Origin of the sequence: Enterobacter cloacae complex sp. IR53041 (genome assembly GCF_049238285.1) — a bacterium.
GTDB classification, from domain to species: Bacteria; Pseudomonadota; Gammaproteobacteria; order Enterobacterales; family Enterobacteriaceae; genus Enterobacter; species Enterobacter roggenkampii.
In genome coordinates, this window is record NZ_JBMKHB010000007.1 from 46896 (window position 1) to 67020 (window position 20125).

Annotated in this window: 18 protein-coding genes and 1 pseudogene; 13 read left to right on the top strand and 6 right to left on the bottom strand. The window is 61.7% G+C overall.

Going from position 1 to position 20125, the window contains the following annotated elements:
- Positions 1-99: 99 nt before the first annotated feature.
- Positions 100-1338: an enterobactin transporter EntS gene (gene entS, locus ACOTXF_RS07175; RefSeq protein ID WP_045416505.1), complete on the top strand. Its 1239-nt coding sequence runs from the start codon at positions 100-102 to the stop codon at positions 1336-1338.
- A gap of 77 nt (positions 1339-1415) precedes the next feature.
- Here entS and fepB read toward each other — a convergent pair whose 3' ends face one another.
- Positions 1416-2375 carry a Fe2+-enterobactin ABC transporter substrate-binding protein gene (gene fepB / locus ACOTXF_RS07180; RefSeq protein WP_045416503.1) on the bottom strand — a complete coding sequence of 320 codons (960 nt, stop codon included), beginning with the start codon at positions 2373-2375 and terminating at the stop codon, positions 1416-1418.
- A gap of 188 nt (positions 2376-2563) precedes the next feature.
- Here fepB and entC point away from each other — a divergent pair, with 188 nt between their 5' ends.
- The 7 genes and pseudogenes from entC to ACOTXF_RS07215 all read left to right on the top strand — a co-directional run bounded on the left by entC (position 2564) and on the right by ACOTXF_RS07215 (position 9901).
- A complete protein-coding gene (gene entC / locus ACOTXF_RS07185) occupies positions 2564-3739 on the top strand; it encodes an isochorismate synthase EntC (protein ID WP_045416500.1) in 1176 nt (391 codons plus the stop codon).
- Between the two features lie 9 nt (positions 3740-3748).
- Positions 3749-5359, top strand: a complete 1611-nt coding sequence (gene entE / locus ACOTXF_RS07190; protein ID WP_232926761.1) for a (2,3-dihydroxybenzoyl)adenylate synthase EntE — start codon at positions 3749-3751, stop codon at positions 5357-5359.
- A gap of 10 nt (positions 5360-5369) precedes the next feature.
- On the top strand, positions 5370-6224 hold the full coding sequence (locus ACOTXF_RS07195; protein WP_047745866.1) for an isochorismatase: 855 nt from the start codon (positions 5370-5372) through the stop codon (positions 6222-6224).
- Entirely contained in the window at positions 6224-6976 is a 753-nt protein-coding gene (gene entA / locus ACOTXF_RS07200) for a 2,3-dihydro-2,3-dihydroxybenzoate dehydrogenase EntA (RefSeq protein WP_047745868.1), read from the top strand. Before ACOTXF_RS07195 ends, entA begins: the two co-directional genes overlap by 1 nt.
- Positions 6977-7389 (top strand): annotated as a pseudogene (gene entH / locus ACOTXF_RS07205) (proofreading thioesterase EntH).
- Between the two features lie 149 nt (positions 7390-7538).
- The gene (gene cstA, locus ACOTXF_RS07210; RefSeq protein ID WP_048962797.1) at positions 7539-9644 is read left to right on the top strand and encodes a pyruvate/proton symporter CstA; all 2106 of its coding nucleotides are present in this window, start codon (positions 7539-7541) and stop codon (positions 9642-9644) included.
- Between the two features lie 59 nt (positions 9645-9703).
- The gene (locus tag ACOTXF_RS07215; RefSeq protein ID WP_006809671.1) at positions 9704-9901 is read left to right on the top strand and encodes a YbdD/YjiX family protein; all 198 of its coding nucleotides are present in this window, start codon (positions 9704-9706) and stop codon (positions 9899-9901) included.
- Here ACOTXF_RS07215 and ACOTXF_RS07220 read toward each other — a convergent pair.
- From ACOTXF_RS07220 to ACOTXF_RS07235, 4 genes are all read right to left on the bottom strand, one after another.
- Positions 9898-10302: a helix-turn-helix domain-containing protein gene (locus ACOTXF_RS07220; protein ID WP_008500997.1), complete on the bottom strand. Its 405-nt coding sequence runs from the start codon at positions 10300-10302 to the stop codon at positions 9898-9900. The two genes, ACOTXF_RS07215 and ACOTXF_RS07220, sit on opposite strands and share 4 nt — an antisense overlap.
- On the bottom strand, positions 10283-10579 hold the full coding sequence (locus ACOTXF_RS07225) for a type II toxin-antitoxin system RelE family toxin (RefSeq protein ID WP_023326881.1): 297 nt from the start codon (positions 10577-10579) through the stop codon (positions 10283-10285). Before ACOTXF_RS07225 ends, ACOTXF_RS07220 begins: the two co-directional genes overlap by 20 nt.
- 183 nt (positions 10580-10762) lie before the next feature.
- Entirely contained in the window at positions 10763-11506 is a 744-nt protein-coding gene (locus ACOTXF_RS07230; protein WP_039024444.1) for an SDR family NAD(P)-dependent oxidoreductase, read from the bottom strand.
- A 57-nt stretch (positions 11507-11563) separates the two neighbouring features.
- Positions 11564-12652, bottom strand: a complete 1089-nt coding sequence (locus ACOTXF_RS07235) for an oxidoreductase (RefSeq protein ID WP_048962798.1) — start codon at positions 12650-12652, stop codon at positions 11564-11566.
- 159 nt (positions 12653-12811) lie between these two features.
- On the opposite strand from ACOTXF_RS07235, the gene ACOTXF_RS07240 reads away from it, so the two are divergent.
- From ACOTXF_RS07240 to ACOTXF_RS07255, 4 genes are all read left to right on the top strand, one after another.
- Positions 12812-14314: a sugar ABC transporter ATP-binding protein gene (locus tag ACOTXF_RS07240; protein ID WP_048962799.1), complete on the top strand. Its 1503-nt coding sequence runs from the start codon at positions 12812-12814 to the stop codon at positions 14312-14314.
- On the top strand, positions 14311-15306 hold the full coding sequence (locus ACOTXF_RS07245; RefSeq protein WP_021242603.1) for an ABC transporter permease: 996 nt from the start codon (positions 14311-14313) through the stop codon (positions 15304-15306). The genes ACOTXF_RS07240 and ACOTXF_RS07245 overlap by 4 nt, the downstream gene beginning before the upstream one ends.
- Before the next feature lie 19 nt (positions 15307-15325).
- The gene (locus ACOTXF_RS07250) at positions 15326-16390 is read left to right on the top strand and encodes a sugar ABC transporter substrate-binding protein (RefSeq protein WP_048962800.1); all 1065 of its coding nucleotides are present in this window, start codon (positions 15326-15328) and stop codon (positions 16388-16390) included.
- An 83-nt stretch (positions 16391-16473) separates the two neighbouring features.
- Entirely contained in the window at positions 16474-17715 is a 1242-nt protein-coding gene (locus tag ACOTXF_RS07255) for an LVIVD repeat-containing protein (RefSeq protein WP_232926757.1), read from the top strand.
- An 87-nt stretch (positions 17716-17802) separates the two neighbouring features.
- On the opposite strand, the gene mtnK is transcribed toward ACOTXF_RS07255, so the two are convergent.
- Positions 17803-19002: an S-methyl-5-thioribose kinase gene (gene mtnK / locus ACOTXF_RS07260; protein WP_234115181.1), complete on the bottom strand. Its 1200-nt coding sequence runs from the start codon at positions 19000-19002 to the stop codon at positions 17803-17805.
- 104 nt (positions 19003-19106) lie between these two features.
- On the opposite strand from mtnK, the gene mtnA reads away from it, so the two are divergent.
- A complete protein-coding gene (gene mtnA / locus ACOTXF_RS07265; RefSeq protein ID WP_021242599.1) occupies positions 19107-20123 on the top strand; it encodes an S-methyl-5-thioribose-1-phosphate isomerase in 1017 nt (338 codons plus the stop codon).
- Positions 20124-20125 lie beyond the last annotated feature (2 nt).

Below are 20125 nucleotides of genomic sequence, written 5' to 3' on the forward strand. Positions count from 1 at the left end.
CATGATTTGATAATGATAGTGATTATCGTTATCTATCTTATTTGGCTATGTTAGCATGTGCGCCCATGGAATGGGTAGAATTACACTCAAGGCTTTGTCATGAATCAAAAATCCTGGCTGCTCAACCTCAGCCTGCTTAAAACGCACCCGGCGTATCGCGCCGTGTTTATCGCCCGCTTTATCTCCATTTTATCCCTCGGCCTGCTCGGCGTGGCCGTGCCGGTACAGATCCAGACGATGACGCACTCCAGCTGGCTGGTGGGGTTATCGGTGACGTTAACCGGCGGGGCGATGTTTATCGGTCTGATGGTCGGCGGCGTGCTGGCGGACCGCTACGAGCGTAAAAAGCTGATCCTGCTGGCGCGCGGCACCTGCGGCGTGGGCTTTATCGGGCTGTGTCTGAACGCCATGCTCCCTGAGCCGTCGCTGATGGCCATATATGCCCTCGGGCTGTGGGACGGTTTCTTTGCCTCCTTAGGCGTGACGGCGCTGCTGGCGGCGACGCCCGCGCTGGTCGGGCGAGAAAATCTGATGCAGGCGGGGGCGATCACCATGCTCACCGTGCGCCTCGGCTCGGTGATTTCGCCGATGGTCGGCGGCCTGCTGCTGGCAACCGGCAACGTGGCGTGGAACTACGGCCTGGCCGCGGCGGGGACGTTTATCACCACGCTGACGCTGCTGCGCCTGCCGCTGTTGCCACCTCCGCCGCAGCCGCGCGAGCATCCGCTGAAGTCCCTGATGGCCGCGATTCGTTTCCTGTTCAGCAACCCGCTGATTGGCGGGATTGCGCTGCTCGGCGGCCTGCTGACGATGGCGAGCGCCGTGCGCGTGCTGTACCCGGCGCTGGCGGGCGAGTGGCAGATGAGCGCCTCGGAAATAGGCATTCTCTACGCCGCCATTCCGCTCGGCGCGGCGTGCGGGGCGCTGACCAGCGGCAACCTAGCACAGAGCGCGCGGCCGGGGTTGATTATGCTGCTTGCCACGCTGGCCTCGTTTATCGCCATTGGCTTCTTCAGCCTGATGCCGGTCTGGGCGCTGGGGGTGATGTGTCTGGTGATCTTCGGCTGGCTGAGCGCCATCAGCTCGCTGCTGCAGTACACCCTGATCCAGACCCAGACGCCGGAAGGAATGCTCGGGCGCATTAACGGCCTGTGGACCGCGCAAAACGTCACGGGCGATGCCATTGGCGCGGCGATCCTCGGCGGTCTGGGGGCGATAATGACCCCGGCGGCGTCCGCGAGCAGCAGCGGGTTTGTGTTAGCAATGGTTGGTGTGATCTTATTGGTGGCGCTGGTGGAATTGCGCCGGTTCAGGCAGGAGAGTGTGGTGACCTTGTAGGTCGGGTAAGGCGGAGCCGCCACCCGACAAAACGCCCGGTGGCGCTGCGCTTACCGGGCCTACGGGGATCGTGCCTGTTATTTAAACATCGCATTCAAACGCTGCAACACCAGCATCGCGCTGTAATAATCCAGGCGGAACGTCTCGGTTCCCAACGCCCATACGCGCTTGTTTTTTACCGACGGCAGGTGCGCCAGCAGCGGGTTAGCGTAAATCGCCGCCACGTCTTTCTCGTCACCGGCAAACACAAACAGTCCTTCGCCGTTCAGCCCCGTCGCCAGGTTTTCACCGCCCAGCTGGATAATGTCGTGGCGCTTGCCCTGGCTTGTTGAGGTCTGCAACCCGGCAGGCAGGTCCGCCAGCGTAAAGCCCAGCTGGTGCAGCAGTTTGCCCTGCGCCGATTCGGCGGTCCACAGGTTGGCGGAATGCGCGGCGGCGGTGTAGACGATGGCGTTCACCGGCTGCGGCGGCAGCGTCATCTGCTGTTTCACCTGCGCGAGCTGTTTATCAAACGCGGCAATGCGCTCTGCGGCCTGCTTTTCGTGTCCGGTGATCGCGCCCAGCTGGGTCAGCAGCGCCTGCCAGCTCTTGTCGTCGTAGTTGATGATAAGCGTCGGCGCAATGGCGGAAAGCTGATCGTACAGCGCCAGCGCGGAATCCCCGCCGGTGGCGCTGATCAAAATCAGGTCCGGCATTTGCGCGGCCACCGCTTCTGCGCTCGGCTCGCCGATATACAGCCGGGCAACCTTGCGCTGCTTCGCCATATCGCCCCACTGGCGCAGGAAACCCTGTCCATCCGCCACGCGGTTGTTCGGCGTGGTCGCGCCGCTGGCGACGACCGGTGCGTCAATGGCCAGCAGGGAGCCGGTTAAGGTCACGCTGGTGGAGACAATGCGCGTCGGTTTGCTCTCAAGCGTGTGAACGCCGCGGCTGTCGGTCACCTGACGGGGCCAGTCGGCGGCAGCGGCTGAGGTAAGTCCTAAAACAAAAAGTGATAATAAAAGCAGGGGATTACGGAAAACGGCAGGGAATTTCACAGCGCGGGATCCTGTTTTTGTTGGAGATAATGCTTCTCATTTTCATGGTTGCCGCAACGGGATGCAAGCTTTTGTCGCACAAGTTATTTGCCCGACGGTTGACAGCGAAGCGATGTGGGATTAGGTTAGCCGACGAAAATATAAATGATAATCATTATTGCTTCTTTTATCATTTTGAGGAGGATGATATGGATACGTCCCTGGCTGAGGAAGTTCAGCACGCCGCAACCACGCTGGAATCAGACCGTTTTTTCTTTATGTCGCCTTACCGCAGCTTTACCACGTCCGGCTGCTTTTCCCGCTTCAGTGAACCCGCCGTCGGCGGTGACGATCCGGCGGGTCGCTTCCAGCAAAAATTAGCCCAGGCCTTCCGCACGGCAAAAGCCAGCGGTATTGCTCACCCGGTGATGGTGGGGGCGATCCCGTTCGACACCCGCAAGCCCTCGTCGCTGTTTATTCCGCAACACTGGGAAACCTTTTCCCGTCCCGCACGTCAGCAGTCCGCACGTTATTTTTCCGGCGCGCAGACGCTGAAGGTGGCACAACGCACCGAGATCCCGCCGCAGCCCGTCTTCGAAGAGATGGTCGCGCGCGCCGCGTCGCTGACCGCCACGCCGCAGGTGAACAAGGTGGTGCTGTCGCGCCTGATTGATATCGCGACCGACAAACGCATGGACAGCGGCGCCCTGATGGAGCGCCTGATCGCCCAGAACCCGGCGAGCTTCAACTTCCACGTGCCGCTGGAAGACGGCGGCGTGCTGCTGGGCGCCAGCCCGGAGCTGCTGCTGCGCAAAGAGGGGGCGCACTTTAGCTCGCTGCCGCTGGCGGGCTCCGCGCGCCGTCAGCCTGACGATGTGCTGGATCGCGAGGCGGGCAACAAGCTGCTGGCCTCCGAAAAGGACCGCCACGAGCACGACCTGGTCACCCAGGCGATGAAGGCCATTCTGGCACCGCGCAGCCACCATCTCAGCATGCCTGATTCTCCTCAGCTGATTACCACGCCGACGCTGTGGCATCTGGCAACGCCGGTAGAAGGCGAGGCGCGTGAAAACGAGAACGCCCTGACGCTGGCCTGCCTGCTGCACCCGACCCCGGCGCTGAGCGGCTTCCCGCATCAGGCGGCGAAAGAGCTGATTGCCGAGCTGGAGCCGTTCGACCGCGAGCTGTTCGGCGGCATCGTTGGCTGGTGCGACAGCGAAGGCAACGGCGAGTGGGTGGTGACCATCCGCTGCGCGCGTCTTCGCGAAAATACCGTTCGCCTGTTTGCCGGTGCGGGCATTGTGCCTGCCTCCTCCCCGGTGGGCGAGTGGCGCGAGACGGGCGTGAAGCTCTCCACCATGCTTAACGTTTTTGGTTTGCACTAAGGAAGACTCATGACCATTCCCTTTACCCGCTGGCCTGAGGATTTTGCCCGCCGCTACCGTGAAAAAGGTTACTGGCAGGATCTGCCGTTGACCCACCTCCTGACGGATCGGGCGGACAGCGATGCGGTGGCGATTATCGATAGCGATCGCCACATTACCTACCGCGCGCTGAATCAGGCCGTAAGCAACCTGGCCTCAGCCCTTCAGGCGCGAGGATTGCAGCGCGGCGAGACGGCGCTGGTGCAGCTTGGCAACGTGGCCGAGTTCTACATGACCTTCTTCGCGCTGCTGCAAATCGGCGTCGCGCCGGTGAACGCGCTCTTTAGCCATCAGCGCAGCGAACTCAACGCCTACGCGGCGCAGATCAAACCCGCCGTGCTGATCGCCGATCGCGACCACGCGCTGTTTGCGGGCGATGACTTCCTCAACGCTTTCGTGGGGGAACACCGTTCGGTACGCGTCGTGCTGCTTCGCGGTGACGAGGGCGAGCATGCGCTGGAGGCGGCGATTACCCGCCCGGCGGACAATTTTATTGCCAACCCGACGCCCGCCGACGAGGTGGCGTTTTTCCAGCTCTCCGGCGGCAGCACCGGCACGCCGAAGCTGATCCCGCGAACGCACAACGACTATGACTACAGCATTCGTCGCAGCAACGAGATCTGCGGCATTACCGCCGAAACGCGTTACCTGAACGCGCTCCCTGCGGCGCACAACTACGCCATGAGCTCGCCGGGGTCGTTAGGCGTCTTTACCGCGGGCGGCTGCGTGGTGCTGGCGAACGATCCGAGCGCCACGCTCTGCTTCCCGCTGATTGAACAGCATCAGATTAACGTCACCTCGCTGGTGCCGCCTGCCGTCAGCCTCTGGCTGCAGGCGATTGCCGACGGGGCGGACAGCGCGCAGCTTAAATCACTGAAGCTGCTGCAGGTGGGCGGCGCGCGCCTTTCCGCCACGCTCGCGGCGCGTATTCCGGCGGAAATTGGCTGCCAGCTGCAGCTGGTGTTCGGCATGGCGGAAGGGCTGGTGAACTACACCGCGCTCGACGACGCCCCGGAACGCATCATCAACACCCAGGGCCGCCCGATGTGCCCGGACGACGAAGTGTGGGTGGCGGACGAGCACGGCAACCCGCTGCCGCGTGGGGAGGTCGGACGCCTGATGACGCGCGGCCCGTACACCTTCCGCGGCTATTTCAACAGCCCGGAACACAACGCCAGCGCCTTCGACGCCGACGGCTTTTACTGCTCCGGGGATCTGATCGCCATTGACGAGCAGGGCTACATCACCGTGCAGGGGCGCGAGAAAGATCAGATCAACCGCGGCGGCGAGAAGATCGCCGCCGAGGAGATCGAGAACCTGCTGCTGCGCCATGAGTCGGTGATCCACGCCGCGCTGGTGAGCATGGAGGACAGCCTGCTGGGCGAGAAGAGCTGCGCGTATCTGGTGGTGAAACAGCCCCTGCGCGCGGTCGAGGTGCGTCGCTTCCTGCGCGAGCAGGGCGTCGCCGAATTTAAGCTGCCGGACCGCGTGGAGAGCGTGGATGCGCTCCCGCTGACGCCGGTCGGCAAAGTTGATAAGAAACAGTTGCGCCTGTGGCTTGCTGAACGCGCCCGGGGCTGAGGAAAAGAGTATGGCCATTCCAAAATTAACCGCTTACGCGCTGCCGACCGCCGCAGAGCTGCCGACCAGCAAGGTGAACTGGGCGTTTGAGCCCGAGCGCGCAGCGCTGCTGATCCACGATATGCAGGAGTATTTCCTGAACTTCTGGGGCGAAAACAGCGAGATGATGCAGCAGGTGGTGGCGAACATCGCCAGACTGCGCGTCTGGTGCAAAGAACACGGTATCCCGGTGTACTACACCGCGCAGCCAAAAGAGCAGAGCGATGACGATCGCGCCCTGCTGAACGACATGTGGGGCCCGGGCCTGACCCGTTCGCCGGAGCAGCAGCGCATCGTCGCCGAGCTGGCGCCGGACGAAGCGGACACGGTGCTGGTGAAGTGGCGCTACAGCGCGTTCCACCGCTCGCCGCTGGAGCAGATGCTGAAAGAGACGGGCCGCAACCAGCTGCTGATTACCGGCGTCTACGCCCACATCGGCTGCATGACCACCGCCACCGACGCCTTTATGCGCGACATTAAGCCGTTCTTCATTGCCGACGCGCTGGCGGATTTCACCCGTGACGAGCACCTGATGTCGCTGAACTATGTGGCCGGACGCTCGGGCCGCGTGGTGATGACCGACGAACTACTGCCGTCCGTTCCGGCCTCGAAGACCGCACTGCGCGAGCTCATTCTGCCGCTGCTGGACGAGTCCGACGAGCCGATGGATGACGAAAACCTGATCGACTACGGCCTGGATTCAGTGCGCATGATGGCGCTGGCCGCCCGCTGGCGCAAAGTACACGGCGATATCGACTTCGTGATGCTGGCCAAAAATCCGACCCTCGACGCCTGGTGGGCGCTGCTTTCCCGCGAGGTGAAGTGATGGGATGGGATTTCACCGGTAAAACCGTCTGGGTGACGGGCGCGGGGAAGGGGATTGGCTACGCGACCGCACTGGCGTTTGCCGAAGCCGGCGCGCAGGTGACCGGGTTCGATTTGGCCTTCCCGCAGGATCATTATCCGTTTGCCACCGAAACGCTGGACGTGGCGGATGCCGGGCAGGTGCAGGAGGTGTGCGGGCGCGTGCTGGCTTCGCTCGAACGGCTGGACGTGCTGGTCAACGCGGCGGGCATTCTGCGCATGGGGGCGACGGACCAGCTCTCGCAGAAGGACTGGCAGGACACCTTTGCGGTCAACGTTGGTGGCGCATTCAATCTGTTCCAGCAGACCATGGGGCAGTTTCGCCGTCAGCAGGGCGGGGCGATTGTGACCGTAGCGTCCGATGCGGCGCACACGCCGCGCATCGGCATGAGCGCCTATGGCGCATCGAAAGCGGCGCTGAAAAGTCTGGCTCTGACCGTTGGGCTGGAGCTGGCAGGCAGCGGCGTGCGCTGCAATCTGGTGTCGCCGGGCTCAACGGACACCGATATGCAGCGCACCCTGTGGAAAAGCGACGATGCGGAGCAGCAGCGCATTCGCGGCTTCGGCGAGCACTTTAAGCTCGGTATTCCGCTGGGCAAAATTGCCCGTCCACAGGAGATCGCCAGCACGGTGCTATTCCTTGCCTCCGATGCCGCCAGCCATATCACCCTGCAGGATATCGTGGTGGACGGCGGCTCCACGCTGGGGGCATAAATGATCTGGAAACGTCATTATCGCTTGAGGAACTGAACGCCACCAGCGTGAATACCCTGGTGGCGAACCTGGGCATCGTCTATACCCGCCTCGGGGACGACACGCTGGAAGCGGAGATGCCGGTGGATGCGCGTACCCATCAGCCGTTTGGCCTGCTCCACGGCGGGGCCTCGGCGGCGCTGGCGGAAACGCTCGGCTCAATGGCCGGATTTCTGATGACCCGCGACGGGCAGAGCGTGGTGGGAACGGAGCTGAACGCCACGCATCATCGGGCGGTATCCCACGGCACGGTTCGTGGCGTGTGTCAGCCGCTGCATCTTGGGCGTTCGAGCCAGAGCTGGGAGATTGGGGTTTTCGACGAGCAGGGGCGGCGGTGCTGTACCTGCCGGTTGAGTACGATGGTGCTGGGCTAGCCCAGGCAGATCAAAGTGATCGGCTTAACACTGTGGTGTAAATCTCTGGTTTGACCACGCATTATTGCGTTTCAAAGTTGTTAAATTTTTCCGGTTGTTCTAGAAACAAAATGTAACATCTCACTGTTTCACAACAACGGACAACAACTATGAACAACTCAGGGAAATACCTTACATGGGCAGGGCTCTCCGTTGTGGGAGCCTTTGCCCTGGGCTACATCGCCCTCAACCGGGGGGAGCAGATCAACGCGCTCTGGATCGTCGTTGCCTCGGTCTGCGTTTACCTGATCGCCTATCGTTTTTATGGTCGCTATATCGCTAAAAATGTTCTGGCGGTCGATAGCACCCGCATGACGCCTGCCGTCCGCCATAACGACGGTCTGGACTACGTGCCGACCGACAAGAAAGTGCTGTTCGGTCACCATTTTGCGGCGATCGCCGGGGCAGGCCCGCTGGTGGGCCCGGTGCTGGCGGCGCAAATGGGCTACCTGCCGGGGATGATCTGGATCCTCGCCGGGGTGGTGCTGGCGGGGGCGGTGCAGGACTTTATGGTGCTGTTCGTCTCCACCCGCCGCGACGGACGTTCGCTGGGGGAGCTGGTGAAAGAGGAGATGGGGGCCACTGCCGGGGTGATTGCGCTGGTGGCGACCTTTATGATCATGGTGATCATCCTCGCGGTGCTGGCGATGATCGTGGTGAAAGCGTTGACCCACAGCCCATGGGGAACGTATACCGTAGCCTTTACTATTCCGCTGGCGCTGTTCATGGGGATCTACATCCGCTACCTGCGTCCGGGCCGCATTGGTGAAGTGTCGGTGATTGGTCTGGTGTTGCTCGTGTTCGCCATTATCTCCGGCGGCTGGGTGGCGGAAAGCCCGACCTGGGCGCCGTTCTTTGACTTTACCGGCGTGCAGCTGACCTGGATGCTGGTGGGCTACGGCTTTGTGGCGGCGGTGCTGCCGGTATGGCTGCTGCTGGCTCCGCGTGACTACCTCTCTACCTTCCTGAAAATCGGCACCATTGTCGGGCTGGCAATCGGTATTCTGATTATGCGCCCAACGCTGACCATGCCGGCGTTAACCAAATTTATCGACGGTACCGGCCCGGTCTGGACCGGCAATCTGTTCCCGTTCCTGTTTATTACCATCGCCTGCGGTGCGGTGTCGGGCTTCCACGCGCTGATCGCCTCCGGGACGACGCCGAAGATGCTGGCGAATGAAAATCAGGCCTGCCTGATTGGCTACGGCGGCATGCTGATGGAGTCCTTCGTGGCGATTATGGCGCTGGTATCCGCCTGCATTATCGACCCGGGCGTTTACTTTGCGATGAACAGCCCGATGGCGGTACTGGCCCCGGCCGGCACCGTTGACGTGGTGGCTTCCGCCGCGCAGGTGGTGAGCGGCTGGGGCTTTGCGATTACGCCTGAAACGTTGACGAGCATCGCCAGCGAAGTGGGCGAGCAGTCGATTATCTCCCGCGCGGGCGGGGCGCCGACGCTGGCGGTCGGCATGGCGTATATTCTCCACGGCGCGCTGGGCGGGCTGATGGATGTCTCGTTCTGGTATCACTTCGCCATTCTGTTTGAAGCGCTGTTTATCCTGACGGCGGTGGATGCGGGAACCCGTGCGGCGCGCTTTATGCTACAGGATCTGCTGGGGGTGATCTCCCCGAACCTGAAGCGGACCGATTCGCTCCCGGCTAACCTGCTGGCGACGGCGCTGTGCGTGCTGGCGTGGGGCTACTTCCTGCATCAGGGCGTGGTCGATCCGCTGGGCGGGATCAACACCCTGTGGCCGCTGTTCGGTATCGCCAACCAGATGCTGGCGGGCATGGCGCTGATGCTCTGTGCGGTGGTGCTGTTCAAGATGAAGCGCCAACGTTACGCGTGGGTGGCGCTGGTGCCGACCGCGTGGCTGCTGGTCTGTACCCTGACGGCGGGCTGGCAGAAGGCCTTCAGCCCGGATAACAAGGTGGGCTTCCTGGCGATCGCCAACAAGTTCCAGGCGATGATCGACAGCGGCAAGATCCCGGCGCAGTACACCGAATCGCAGCTGTCGCAGCTGGTGTTTAACAACCGTCTGGACGCCGGGCTGACCATCTTCTTTATGGTGGTGGTCGTGGTGCTGGCGTTGTATTCTCTCAGGACCGCGCTGGCGGCATTGAAAGTCGACGCGCCAACGGCGAAAGAGACGCCGTATGAGCCAATGCCTGAAAACCTGGAAGAGATTGTGACCCAGGCCAAAGGGGCGCATTAACCCGTGTGCCGGGTGGCGCTAGCGCTTACCCGGCCTACATTCCCTGTGAGATCAGAACTATGTTCGACACCCTTTCCAAAGCCGGTAAGTACCTGGGCCAGGCCGCCAAAATGATGATTGGCGTGCCGGACTACGACAACTACGTCGAGCATATGCGCGTCAATCATCCAGACCAGACGCCCATGACCTACGAAGAATTTTTCCGCGACCGCCAGGACGCCCGCTACGGCGGCAAGGGCGGGGCGAAGTGCTGTTAACCCTCTTTCGGGAGATAGAGGCTGATCTGCTCCTGCTTACAGCCGTAGATCGCCGCCAGCTTTTCGCGGGTGCGCTTTTGCGGACGGGAGTCCAGCGCTTCCAGCTGTGACACGGCGGACTGGCTGATGCCCAGTTTCTCCGCCACCTCCTGCTGGGATAGCCCGCGCAGGATACGCCACGCGGCCTGCAGGCTGACGTTCTGCCAGGTCATGATGCTGCACACGTCTCCGGGCAATTCCACGTCATCCAGACTATCGTGTTCGACCTCAATATCCTCCAGATCGTCATCGGTTTCGTCGTCGATCTCTGCCATCTGTGAGCACATGCGGAAGTATTCGTGATAAGGAATAACCACATACTGCGTTTTACCGTTATCGTCCTTAATTAGCTGAACAGCCATAGGTGGCTTTCTCCTCATGCAGGTAAGTCGTTGAAGTTCTGCGCTTGACGGCTAAAACATAACAATGGTTATCGGGATCGTCCCGAAGCGTATAGATGATGCGGTAATCGCCAACGCGTAGCCGGAAATGATTTTCTGTCGCCGATATTTTTTTGATATCGGGCCGGGGTGCCGAGCGGTCATCCAGTTCGGCAAGCTTTACCTCAATGCGGCGTTGATACCGCTCGTCAATTCTGGAAAAAGCCTTTTTTGCACCATTAGACCAGACAATCTTCATCCGTACCTCCACTGTACGCCCGCACAAATTATAAGGAAATAATAAGACTATTAGATAAATTCCGAATTTCTTATGAGGTACTGTAGAGCGGACATAAAACGGAAGTAAGCGGTAAAAAGCGAAACATCAAGGCGGCTCGACAAGGCCTCTGCCGGACGACAGAGGCTTGCAGAAAAGGTGCGATCAGGCGTTCAACCCGCCGTCGACATCCAGCCCTGTGCCGGAGATCTGCCCGGCAGCCGGGCTGGCGAGGAAGGTGACCGCCGCCGCGATATCTTCCGGCTGGCCGTAGTGGCCGACCGCGATCATCTGGCGCTGGGCTTCCGCCTGTTCGCCGTCTTCCGGGTTCATATCGCTGTTGGTGGGGCCGGGATGCACCAGGTTAACGGTAATGCCGCGCGGCCCCAGATCGCGCGCCAGGCCGCGAGTGAGGGAGTTAAGGGCAGACTTGGTCATCGAGTAAACGGCAATGCCCGGCATCGCCACGCGGTTCGCCAGACAGCTGCCGATGTTGATGATGCGCCCGCCGTCGGACATGTGCACCAGCGCTTCCTGAATGGCGATCACTACGCCGCGAATGTTGACGTTGATCAGCGCGTCAATGTCCGCCAGCGTCATGGATTCCAGCGGGCCGCCGCGCGCGATACCCGCGTTGTTGACCAGAATGTCCAGCCCGCCAAGGGCACGCGCCGCATGGGTGACGGCATCCTGAATCGCCTGCGCGCTGGCGCTGTCGGCCTGAATCGCTTCGCCGTGCCGCCCAAGCGCCTTAATTTCATCGGCGACCGCCTGGGCTTTATCGGCGGATTTTTCATACGTAATAACCACATCGGCACCGGCGCGTGCCAGCGACAGCGCGATAGCCCGACCCAATCCACGGCTGGCGCCGGTAACCAGCGCCTTTTTACCTGTTAAATCGATCTGCATGATGACCTCGTGACGAGAGTGGTGAGAATCATCATTAGGTATAGCCTGTCGGCGCGATTAACGGCTGAAGGATTCCACCTTCTCAAACGCGGCGCGCAGAACGTCGGGCGTTAACGTCACCGGCAGAGAGTGAATTGACTCCACCGGACGCAGGGTGTGAGCTATCACCTTATCCAGCTCGTCGCGGTTGTGAATATCGACGTCCAGCGCGCGAAGCGTGGTCGGGAGGTTAAAGCGCCGGTACGCCGCCACCAGCTGCGCCAACACGTCGTCCTGGCCGAGCAGGGCGCTCTGGACCAGAATGCCGTAGGCCACCTTGGTGCCGTGCAGGTATTTTTCCGTCTGCGGCAGCACGGTTAAGCCGTTGTGCACCGCATGCGCCGCCGCCACGCGGGTATAGCGCTCGCCCAGACCGCCGACCATCCCGCCGCCGGCGATAATCGCGTCCACCACGTCCCGGAACGCCTGCGTCTGTTCGCCGCGCTGCTGGTCGGCCAGCGCTTCCTCACTGTGCTCCAGCAGCACGTCGCGGATCGCCAGCGCGCCGTTAAGGCCAAGCCGCACGGTCAGCGGCAGGTTCTCCGGCTCAGGTGCCAACACCACCGCTTCGTACCACTTCGCCAGCGTATCGCCGATACCCGCCAGCAGGTATTCGGCCGGGGCGTTGAGAACGATCTGCGGCTCCACCAGCACCAGGAAGTTGGCGTCATCGAAGATCTCAAACTGCAGCGCCTGACCGGCATCGTTGTACCAGACGGAGAGTGGCGTCCACGCCGCGCAGGTGGCGGCAATGGTGGGGATGCCCACGAACGGCACCCCCAGACGACGCGCTACGGCCTTGACGGCATCCTGTACCGCACCGCCGCCGACGCCAATCACCACGCTGGCGTCACTGCCGGATTCGTCCACCAGATGGGTGACGTCGCGCTCGCTGCAGTGGCCTTTAAAAAGCAGGTGTTTCGCTCCCGGCGCGTGAAAGCTCTCCGGCAGGAACGGGCGCGCGCCGTCGATAGCGCGCTCGCCGTAAATCCACACCGCGCGGGAAAGCTGCTCCGGGGTAAAGAAGTCATTCAGACGCGCAAGGCTTCCGGGATGGGAGAAGTAGTTCGCCGGGCCAGGCACGACGCGGATATCGGTGTTGCTCATGGTGTTGTCCTTTTTTAGCAAGCGCTAACCCGATGTTATGTCTGGACATCCGGATGGCTAATAATATTTCGCTTTAACTTATGCATTTTCCGTCGTTGTCAGTCAACCTGAGCTGTGAAAAATTCGATAAATCAGAAGAGTAATGAAGGATTTACGCGGATGGTTTCCAGTCGCCTTGAAATGCGCGGTATCAGCCTGGCCTTTTCCGGCTTTCAGGCGCTGTCGCGCGTGAACTTCACCTTAACCGGCGGATCGGTACATGCGCTGACCGGCGCCAACGGCGCGGGGAAATCGACGCTGATGGCGGTGCTGTGCGGGACGCACGACCACTATGAAGGCGAAATCTGCATTAATAACCAGCCGGTAAGCATCCGCGAGCCGCTGGACGCCAAACGGCTGGGGATCCACCTCGTGCAGCAGGAGGTGGACGTGGCGCTGATCCCGGGATTAAGCATCGCTGAGAACATCATGCTCGACCAGCTGGCGCAGCCGGGGCATCGCTTCAGCTGGCGCGCCGTCCGCCAGCAGGCGAGACAGGCGCTGGCGCAGCTGGATGTTTCTCTGGACGTTCGCCGCTCCATCGACAGCTGCACGCTTGCCGAAAAGCAGCAGATTTTGCTGGCGCGTGCGCTGTCACACCACTGCCGTTTTCTCATTCTTGATGAGCCCACCGCGCCGCTGGACGCGCACGAGAGCGAGCGCCTGTTTGCGGTGGTGAGACGGTTAAAGCAGCAGGGCATCGGCGTGGTGTTTATCTCACACCGCATTCACGAGCTGAAGGCCATCTGCGACACCCTGACGGTACTGCGCGACGGCAAGCTGATTGAGTCCGGCCCGATGGCCGATCTGAGCGGCGAAGCGATCGTCGAGAAGATGCTCGGCCACGTGCTGAGCGATATCTACCCGCCCGCGCGGCCGCCGCACGGCGACGAAACGCTGCTGCGGGTAGAAGGGCTGCACGACGACGCGCTGCTGAAAGATATCTCTCTGCACCTGCGCAAGGGCGAAATTCTCGGTATTGCCGGGCTGGCGGGCGCGGGCAAAACAGAACTCTGTAAGGCGCTGTTTGGCGCCAGCAAAAGCCGCGTGGCGCGCGGTGAGCTGAATCAACAGCCCTGGCAGCCGCGCGACCCGGCGGACTCGGTGCTGCGCGGGCTGGCGCTGGTGCCGGAAGAGCGGCGCAAAGAGGGCATTTTTATCGACGAGCCGGTGAGCATGAATCTTGCCGTGTGCGCCGATAACAGCTTTTCGCGCTGGAGCCTTTTCGGCCATCGTCAGGCGTGGCGCTGGGCGGAGGAGGTGATCGCCCGCGTCGGCGTGCGCGCCCGCGGTCCCGGGCAGGTTTTGCGACGTCTCTCCGGCGGCAATCAGCAGAAGATCGCCATCGGCAAATGGCTGCGCAATGACGCGAGCGTGCTGATCTTCGACGAGCCGACCAAAGGCGTGGACGTGAAGGCCAAAACCGATCTGTTCCAGCTGATTGACGGCCTGGCGCGCGAGGGCAAAGGGGTGATTTACGCCTCGGGCGAATTTGCCGAGCTGGTCGGGCTGTGCGACCGCATCTGCGTCCTGTGGGACGGGCGCATCGTGGCGGAGATCGCCGGGGCCGAGGCCCGTGAAGAGACACTACTTTATTATTCAACCGGAGGAACGGCGTCGTGAGCAAGGCCCTTTCAGTAAACGCGACGGCGTCTGGCCGTCAGCAGATTTTCGATTTTCTCTACAAGTGGGGCATGCTGTTAACCGTCGTCGCGCTGGTGGCCGTCTTTGGCCTGGCGTCGGACAGCTTCCTCGATCCCAACAACATCATCAATATCCTGCGCTCGATTGCCATCGTGACGGTGATTGCCATCGGCGTGTCGATCTCGCTGACCATCGGCGGGTTCGATCTCTCCGTGGGGTCTACCGCGTCGCTGGCGAACGCGCTGGTGATTTCGCTTTTTGTCTGGCACGGCTTCGGCACCACCGAGTCGATTCTTATCACCCTCGCGCTCTGCACGCTGGTGGGGCTGTTTAACGCCTTTCTGATCGTCATCCTGCGCATTCCGGACATGCTCGCGACGCTGGCCAGCCTGTTTGTGATCCAGGGCGTGGCGATGACCTACAGCTACGGCGGGTCGATTACCGAGAACATGGTGCTGCCGAGCGGCGACATGGCGGAAGGCACCATCCCTGCGACGTTCAGCCTGCTGGGACAGGTGCCGACTATCGTGATCGTCATGCTGGTGGTGACGGTGCTGGCGCAGCTTGGGCTGTCGCTCACCACTCACGGTCGTCGGATGTATGCCATTGGCGGTAACCCGGAAGCGGCGCGTCTCTCGGGGATTCGCACCACGCGCTACAAGGTGGCGGCCTACGTGATTGCCTCCCTGCTGGCGGGCCTGGGCGGGATTTTGCTGGCCTCGCGCATTGGCTCATCGCAGGTGAACGCGGGCGGCGGTTACCTGATGGATGCGGTGGCGGCGGCGTGGATCGGCTTCTCGCTGGCCGGGTCCGGCAAGCCGAATGCCCTGGGCACGCTGGTGGGGGCGGTGATTCTCGGCGTGCTGTCGAACGGGCTGGTGATGCTCTCCGTGCCGTATTACGCCATGGACATTATAAAAGGGCTGGTGCTCGCGGTAGCGCTGGCGATTACCTACATACAAAAACGCTGACAACACAACGGGATAAAAAATGAAAAAGATTGCACTCTCTTTGGTGGCATTAGGGTTATTCACCGCTCTGCCTGGCTTCGCGGCCACGCCCGCACCGCTCCCGGCGGCCATTGCCAACCATGACGGCCCGATCCGCATCGCGGTGATCCGTAACCTCGGCTCAGACGACAACACCACGCAGTTTATTGCCGGGGCCATTCAGGAAGGGAAGAAGCTTGGCTTTAAGGTCAGCACCTTTTTAAGCAACGGGGACGACGCCAAATTCCAGGACTTCGTGAACCAGGCCATCAGCCAGAAGTACGACGGGATTATCCTGTCTCAGGGCCGCGATCCGTACTCCACCGCGCTGGTGAAGAAGGCGGTGGACGCCGGAATTAAGATTGCCGTGTTTGATACCGCCGTCAACGGCGAGATCCCGGGCGTGACCGTTACCCAACAGGACGATGCCTCTCTGACCAATCTCTCCTTCGGCCAGCTGGCGAAAGATTTCAACGGCAAGGCCAATATCGTCAAGCTGTGGGTAGCGGGCTTCCCGCCAATGGAGCGCCGTCAGGCGGCGTATAAAGAACTGCAAAAGCAGTATCCGGACATCAAAGAGCTGGAGTCTATCGGTGCCGTCTCATCTGACGTGCAGGGCGACACCGCCAACAAGGTGGGGGCGATCCTGGCGAAATACCCGAAAGGCAAAATCGACGCCATCTGGGGAACCTGGGACGCCTTCAGCCAGGGCGCGTATAAGGCGCTGAAGGAGAACGGCCGTACCGAGATTAAACTCTACAGCATCGACATCTCCAACCAGGATCTGCAGCTGATGCGCGAGCCGGGCAGCCCGTGGAAGGTGAGCGTGGCGGTGGATCCGAAGCTGATTGGCGCGACCAACGTGCGTCTGGTGGCGAACAAGATTGCCGGTGAACCGACCCCGGCCACCTACGATTTTAAAGCGGCCGCTATTCCGCAGGCGCTGCTGACCGCCCAGCCGGGCGCGGTGAACGTGGCGTCGCTGGGGAAAATCATTCCGGGCTGGGGCCAGACGGAAGATTTTATCGCGCCGTGGTTTGCGACGCTGGAAGCCAGGTCAAAATAATGCCCGGTGGCGCTTCGCTTACCGGGCCTACGGTGTTGTAGGCCGGGTAAGGCGCAGCCGCCACCCGGCGAAAGGAGCTCAAGGTGACTCATTTACCCCCTCCCGAATACAGCCGCAATATGCGGCTGATTGGCCATAGCGATCAGGGCGGTCGCCCGGACGGCGTGCAGCTGATGGTGCACCGCGGTTTCGCCTGGATCGGCCATATGGTGTCGCAGGGCTTTTCGATAGTGGACGTGCGCGACCCGAAAAACCCGAAACCCGCGGGCTATGTTCCCGCGCCGCCCGGCACCTGGAACGTGCACCTCCAGGCGCATGACGATCTGCTGCTGGTCATCAACGCCCGGGATCTGTTTGCCGATGCGCGTTTTGCCGACGAGAAGGTCTACTACACCCGGCAGGTAGGAGAGACCGTCAGCGACGTGCAGGACAAAGGCTGGAGCGCCGGGCTTCGCGTTTTTGATATCTCCACGCCGGACAGACCGCGCGAAATCGGCTTTCTGTCGCTGAGCGGCATCGGCATTCACCGCATCTGGTACGTCGGTGCCCGCTGGGCGTACGTGTCGGCGCTTATTGACGGCTTTACCGACTACATCTTTCTGACGATTGACCTGGCCGACCCGCGTAAGCCCGAGGTGGCAGGGCGCTGGTGGCTGCCGGGGATGAATCAGGCAGAAGGGGAGAAGCCTAACTGGCCGGAAGGGAAACGCTACGCGCTTCACCATGCGATTATTGCCGGCGATACCGCGTACGGCAGCTGGCGCGACGGCGGCCTGACGCTGCTGGACGTTAAGGATCGCACCCAGCCTAAGCTCATTAGCCACCGTAACTGGAGTCCGCCGTTTGGCGGCGGCACGCACACCGCGCTGCCGCTGCCGGACCGCGATCTGCTGGTGGTGCTGGACGAAGCGGTGCTCGATAACCAGGAAGACGGCGAGAAGCTGATCTGGCTGTTTGATATCCGCGAGCCGTCGAACCCGGTCAGCATCTCTACCTTCCCGCAGCCGGATGAAATCGACTACGTGGCGAAAGGGGCGCATTTCGGCCCGCACAACCTGCACGAGAACCGGCCGGGAAGCTTTGTCAGCTCCACGCTGATTTTTGCCACCTATCAGAATGCGGGCGTGCGCGCGTATGACATCTCTAATCCGTATCGGCCGGTTGAAACGGGGGCGCTGGTGCCTGCCGCGCCGGCGAAAATGATGGATACCCGCCCGAATCGCCCGCAGGTGATCCAGTCGTGCGACGTGTTTGTGGATGCGCAGGGGATTATTTACAGCACGGACTACAACGGCGGGCTGTCGGTGATTGAGTATTTAGGATGAGTTTTAGCCGGGTGGCGGCTTCGCCTTACCCGGCCTACATTTTGCACCCGTAGGCCCGGTAAGCGCAGCGCCACCGGGCAAACGTTCTCAACTGTACTGCCTCACCCGCGCCACCAGATCTTCCGCGCTGTCGATACGATCGGCAATCACGATCAGCGCCTTGCCGAGCGTTATCGCGTGGCGCAGGCACTCGTGGCGCATCGCCTCGTCCTGAATGGTGTCGATATCCGCGACGTGGGAAAGCCCGACGCTGCGGCGAATGAGTTCGGTGCCGCAGAAGCCGATGGCGTCATGCCAGACCTTTTTCAGGAACGCGGAGGCATAGCCCGGCGCGCTGAGCGCCGCGTCGCGCGTTTTCTCGTGCGCCAGCGCCTGGAAGCGTTCCGCGAAGGTGTTCCACAGCTCCTGAATATCGGTCAGGCGCTGCTCGCGCGCGGCGGCGGCATCGCGAATGCCCAGGTGCCCCGGCAGGCCGCAGAAGTTGAGCAGCAGGTTGCCGATGGCGGTGCCGATATCAAATCCAATCGGGCCAAAATAGCCGAACTCGGCGTCGATGGCCTTCAGGCTGCCGTCGGCCACAAAAATCGAGCCGCTGTGGATATCCCCGTGCAGCAGGGCTTCAGCCTGAGAAAAGAAGCGGTGCTTGAGGGCGGCCACGGCCATTTTCAGCTGGGCGTCGTCGCGCAGGGCGGCGACGTCGTTTTCCAGCTCGGCCGGGTAGCTGTTGCGTTCGTGGATCTGGTACGGATCGTTGAAGAACAGATCTTCGGTGATCTCGCACATCTCCGGGTTGATGAATTTCGCCACCTGCGCTTTCTTCTCGTGCGGATGCAGGAAGAAATCGCTGGTGTGGAACAGCGCGTGCGCGAGGTATTCACCCAGCTGACGCGCCGCCTGCGGGTAATAATTATTTTTGATCAGCTCGCCGCGCCAGATGCGATGGCTGGAGAGATCTTCCATCACCATTACCGCCAGTTCCGGGTCAAAGTGGTGGATTTTCACTGTGTGCTGCGGGCTGTGCCGGTAGTGCTCGACCAGGGTTTGCGCCTCCAGACGGGCGCGATCCAGCGTCAGCGGCCAGGACTCGCCGACGCAGCGCACGTAGGGCAGCGCCTGCTTGACGATGATGCGGCTCACGCCCGCGCTGTCGAAAATTTTAAACACCAGATTGAGGTTGCCGTCGCCTACCTCCTGCGCCTCCACCAGCGATGAAGGATCGTCAAGGTCGCCAAATTGCCTGGCATATTCCACGGCGTCCTGAGCGGTAAAGGTACGGTATTGCGACATGGCCTGCTCCTCACGGGTTTGCTAATAAAGACATGTAGACGTCTATACATCTGGAATTCATCCTGACACAATGTGCTACAACAACGCAACAGGGAATTAACGACATGCAGACATTACAGACGACCAGCCTGCGGGTAGCGGATAATCAGCTCTTTATTCTCGACCAGCAGGCCCTTCCGCAGGAGAAACGCTGGCTGGATGCCTCAACGGTAGAGGCGCTGGTGGGGCATATTCACGCCCTGCGGGTGCGCGGCGCGCCGCTGATTGGTCTCTCTGCAAGCCTGCTGCTGGCGCTGCTGGCGGAAAACGGCAAAAGCCGTGATGAGCTGGCGGTTGCGCTGGAAACCCTGCGCGCGTCCCGCCCGACGGCGGTGAACCTGATGAACAACCTCGACCGCATGAAGCGGGCGCTGTGGCAGGAAGAGTATGTTCCGGCGCTGGTGGCCGAAGCGCTGCGCCTGATTGACGAAGACAAACGACTTTGCGATGCGATTGCCAGCGCGGGCAGCGCGCTGGTGAAGCCCGGCAGCCGTCTGCTGACCCACTGCAACACCGGCGGGCTGGCAACGGCGGGCGTCGGCACCGCGCTGGGGGTGATTGCTCGCGCGCACCAGGAAGGCAACGTCAGCAACGTCTGGGTGGATGAAACCCGCCCCCTGCTGCAGGGCGGTAGATTGACCGCCTGGGAGCTGGGCGAGCTGGGCGTGCCGTATCAGCTGATTACCGACTCCATGGCCGCCAGCCTGATGGCGAAAGGGCAGGTCGACGCCGTGTGGGTGGGCGCAGACCGCATTGCGGCCAACGGCGACGTGGCGAACAAAATCGGCACCTACTCCCTGGCGGTGCTGGCAAAATTCCACGGCATTCCGTTCTACGTCGCCGCGCCGCAAACGACCCTCGATCCGGACTGCCCGAACGGCGACGCGATCCCGATTGAGCAGCGCGCCGCCAGCGAGGTGACGGGCGTCGCCGGAAGCTTTGGCGCGGTGCAGTGGGCACCTGAAAACGCGAAGGTCTACAACCCGGCGTTTGACGTGACCCCAGCCTCGCTGATTAGCGGCTGGGTGCTGGATACGGGCGTGGTCACGCCGGAAGAGGTTGCAGAAGGGAAATTTGCCTGAGT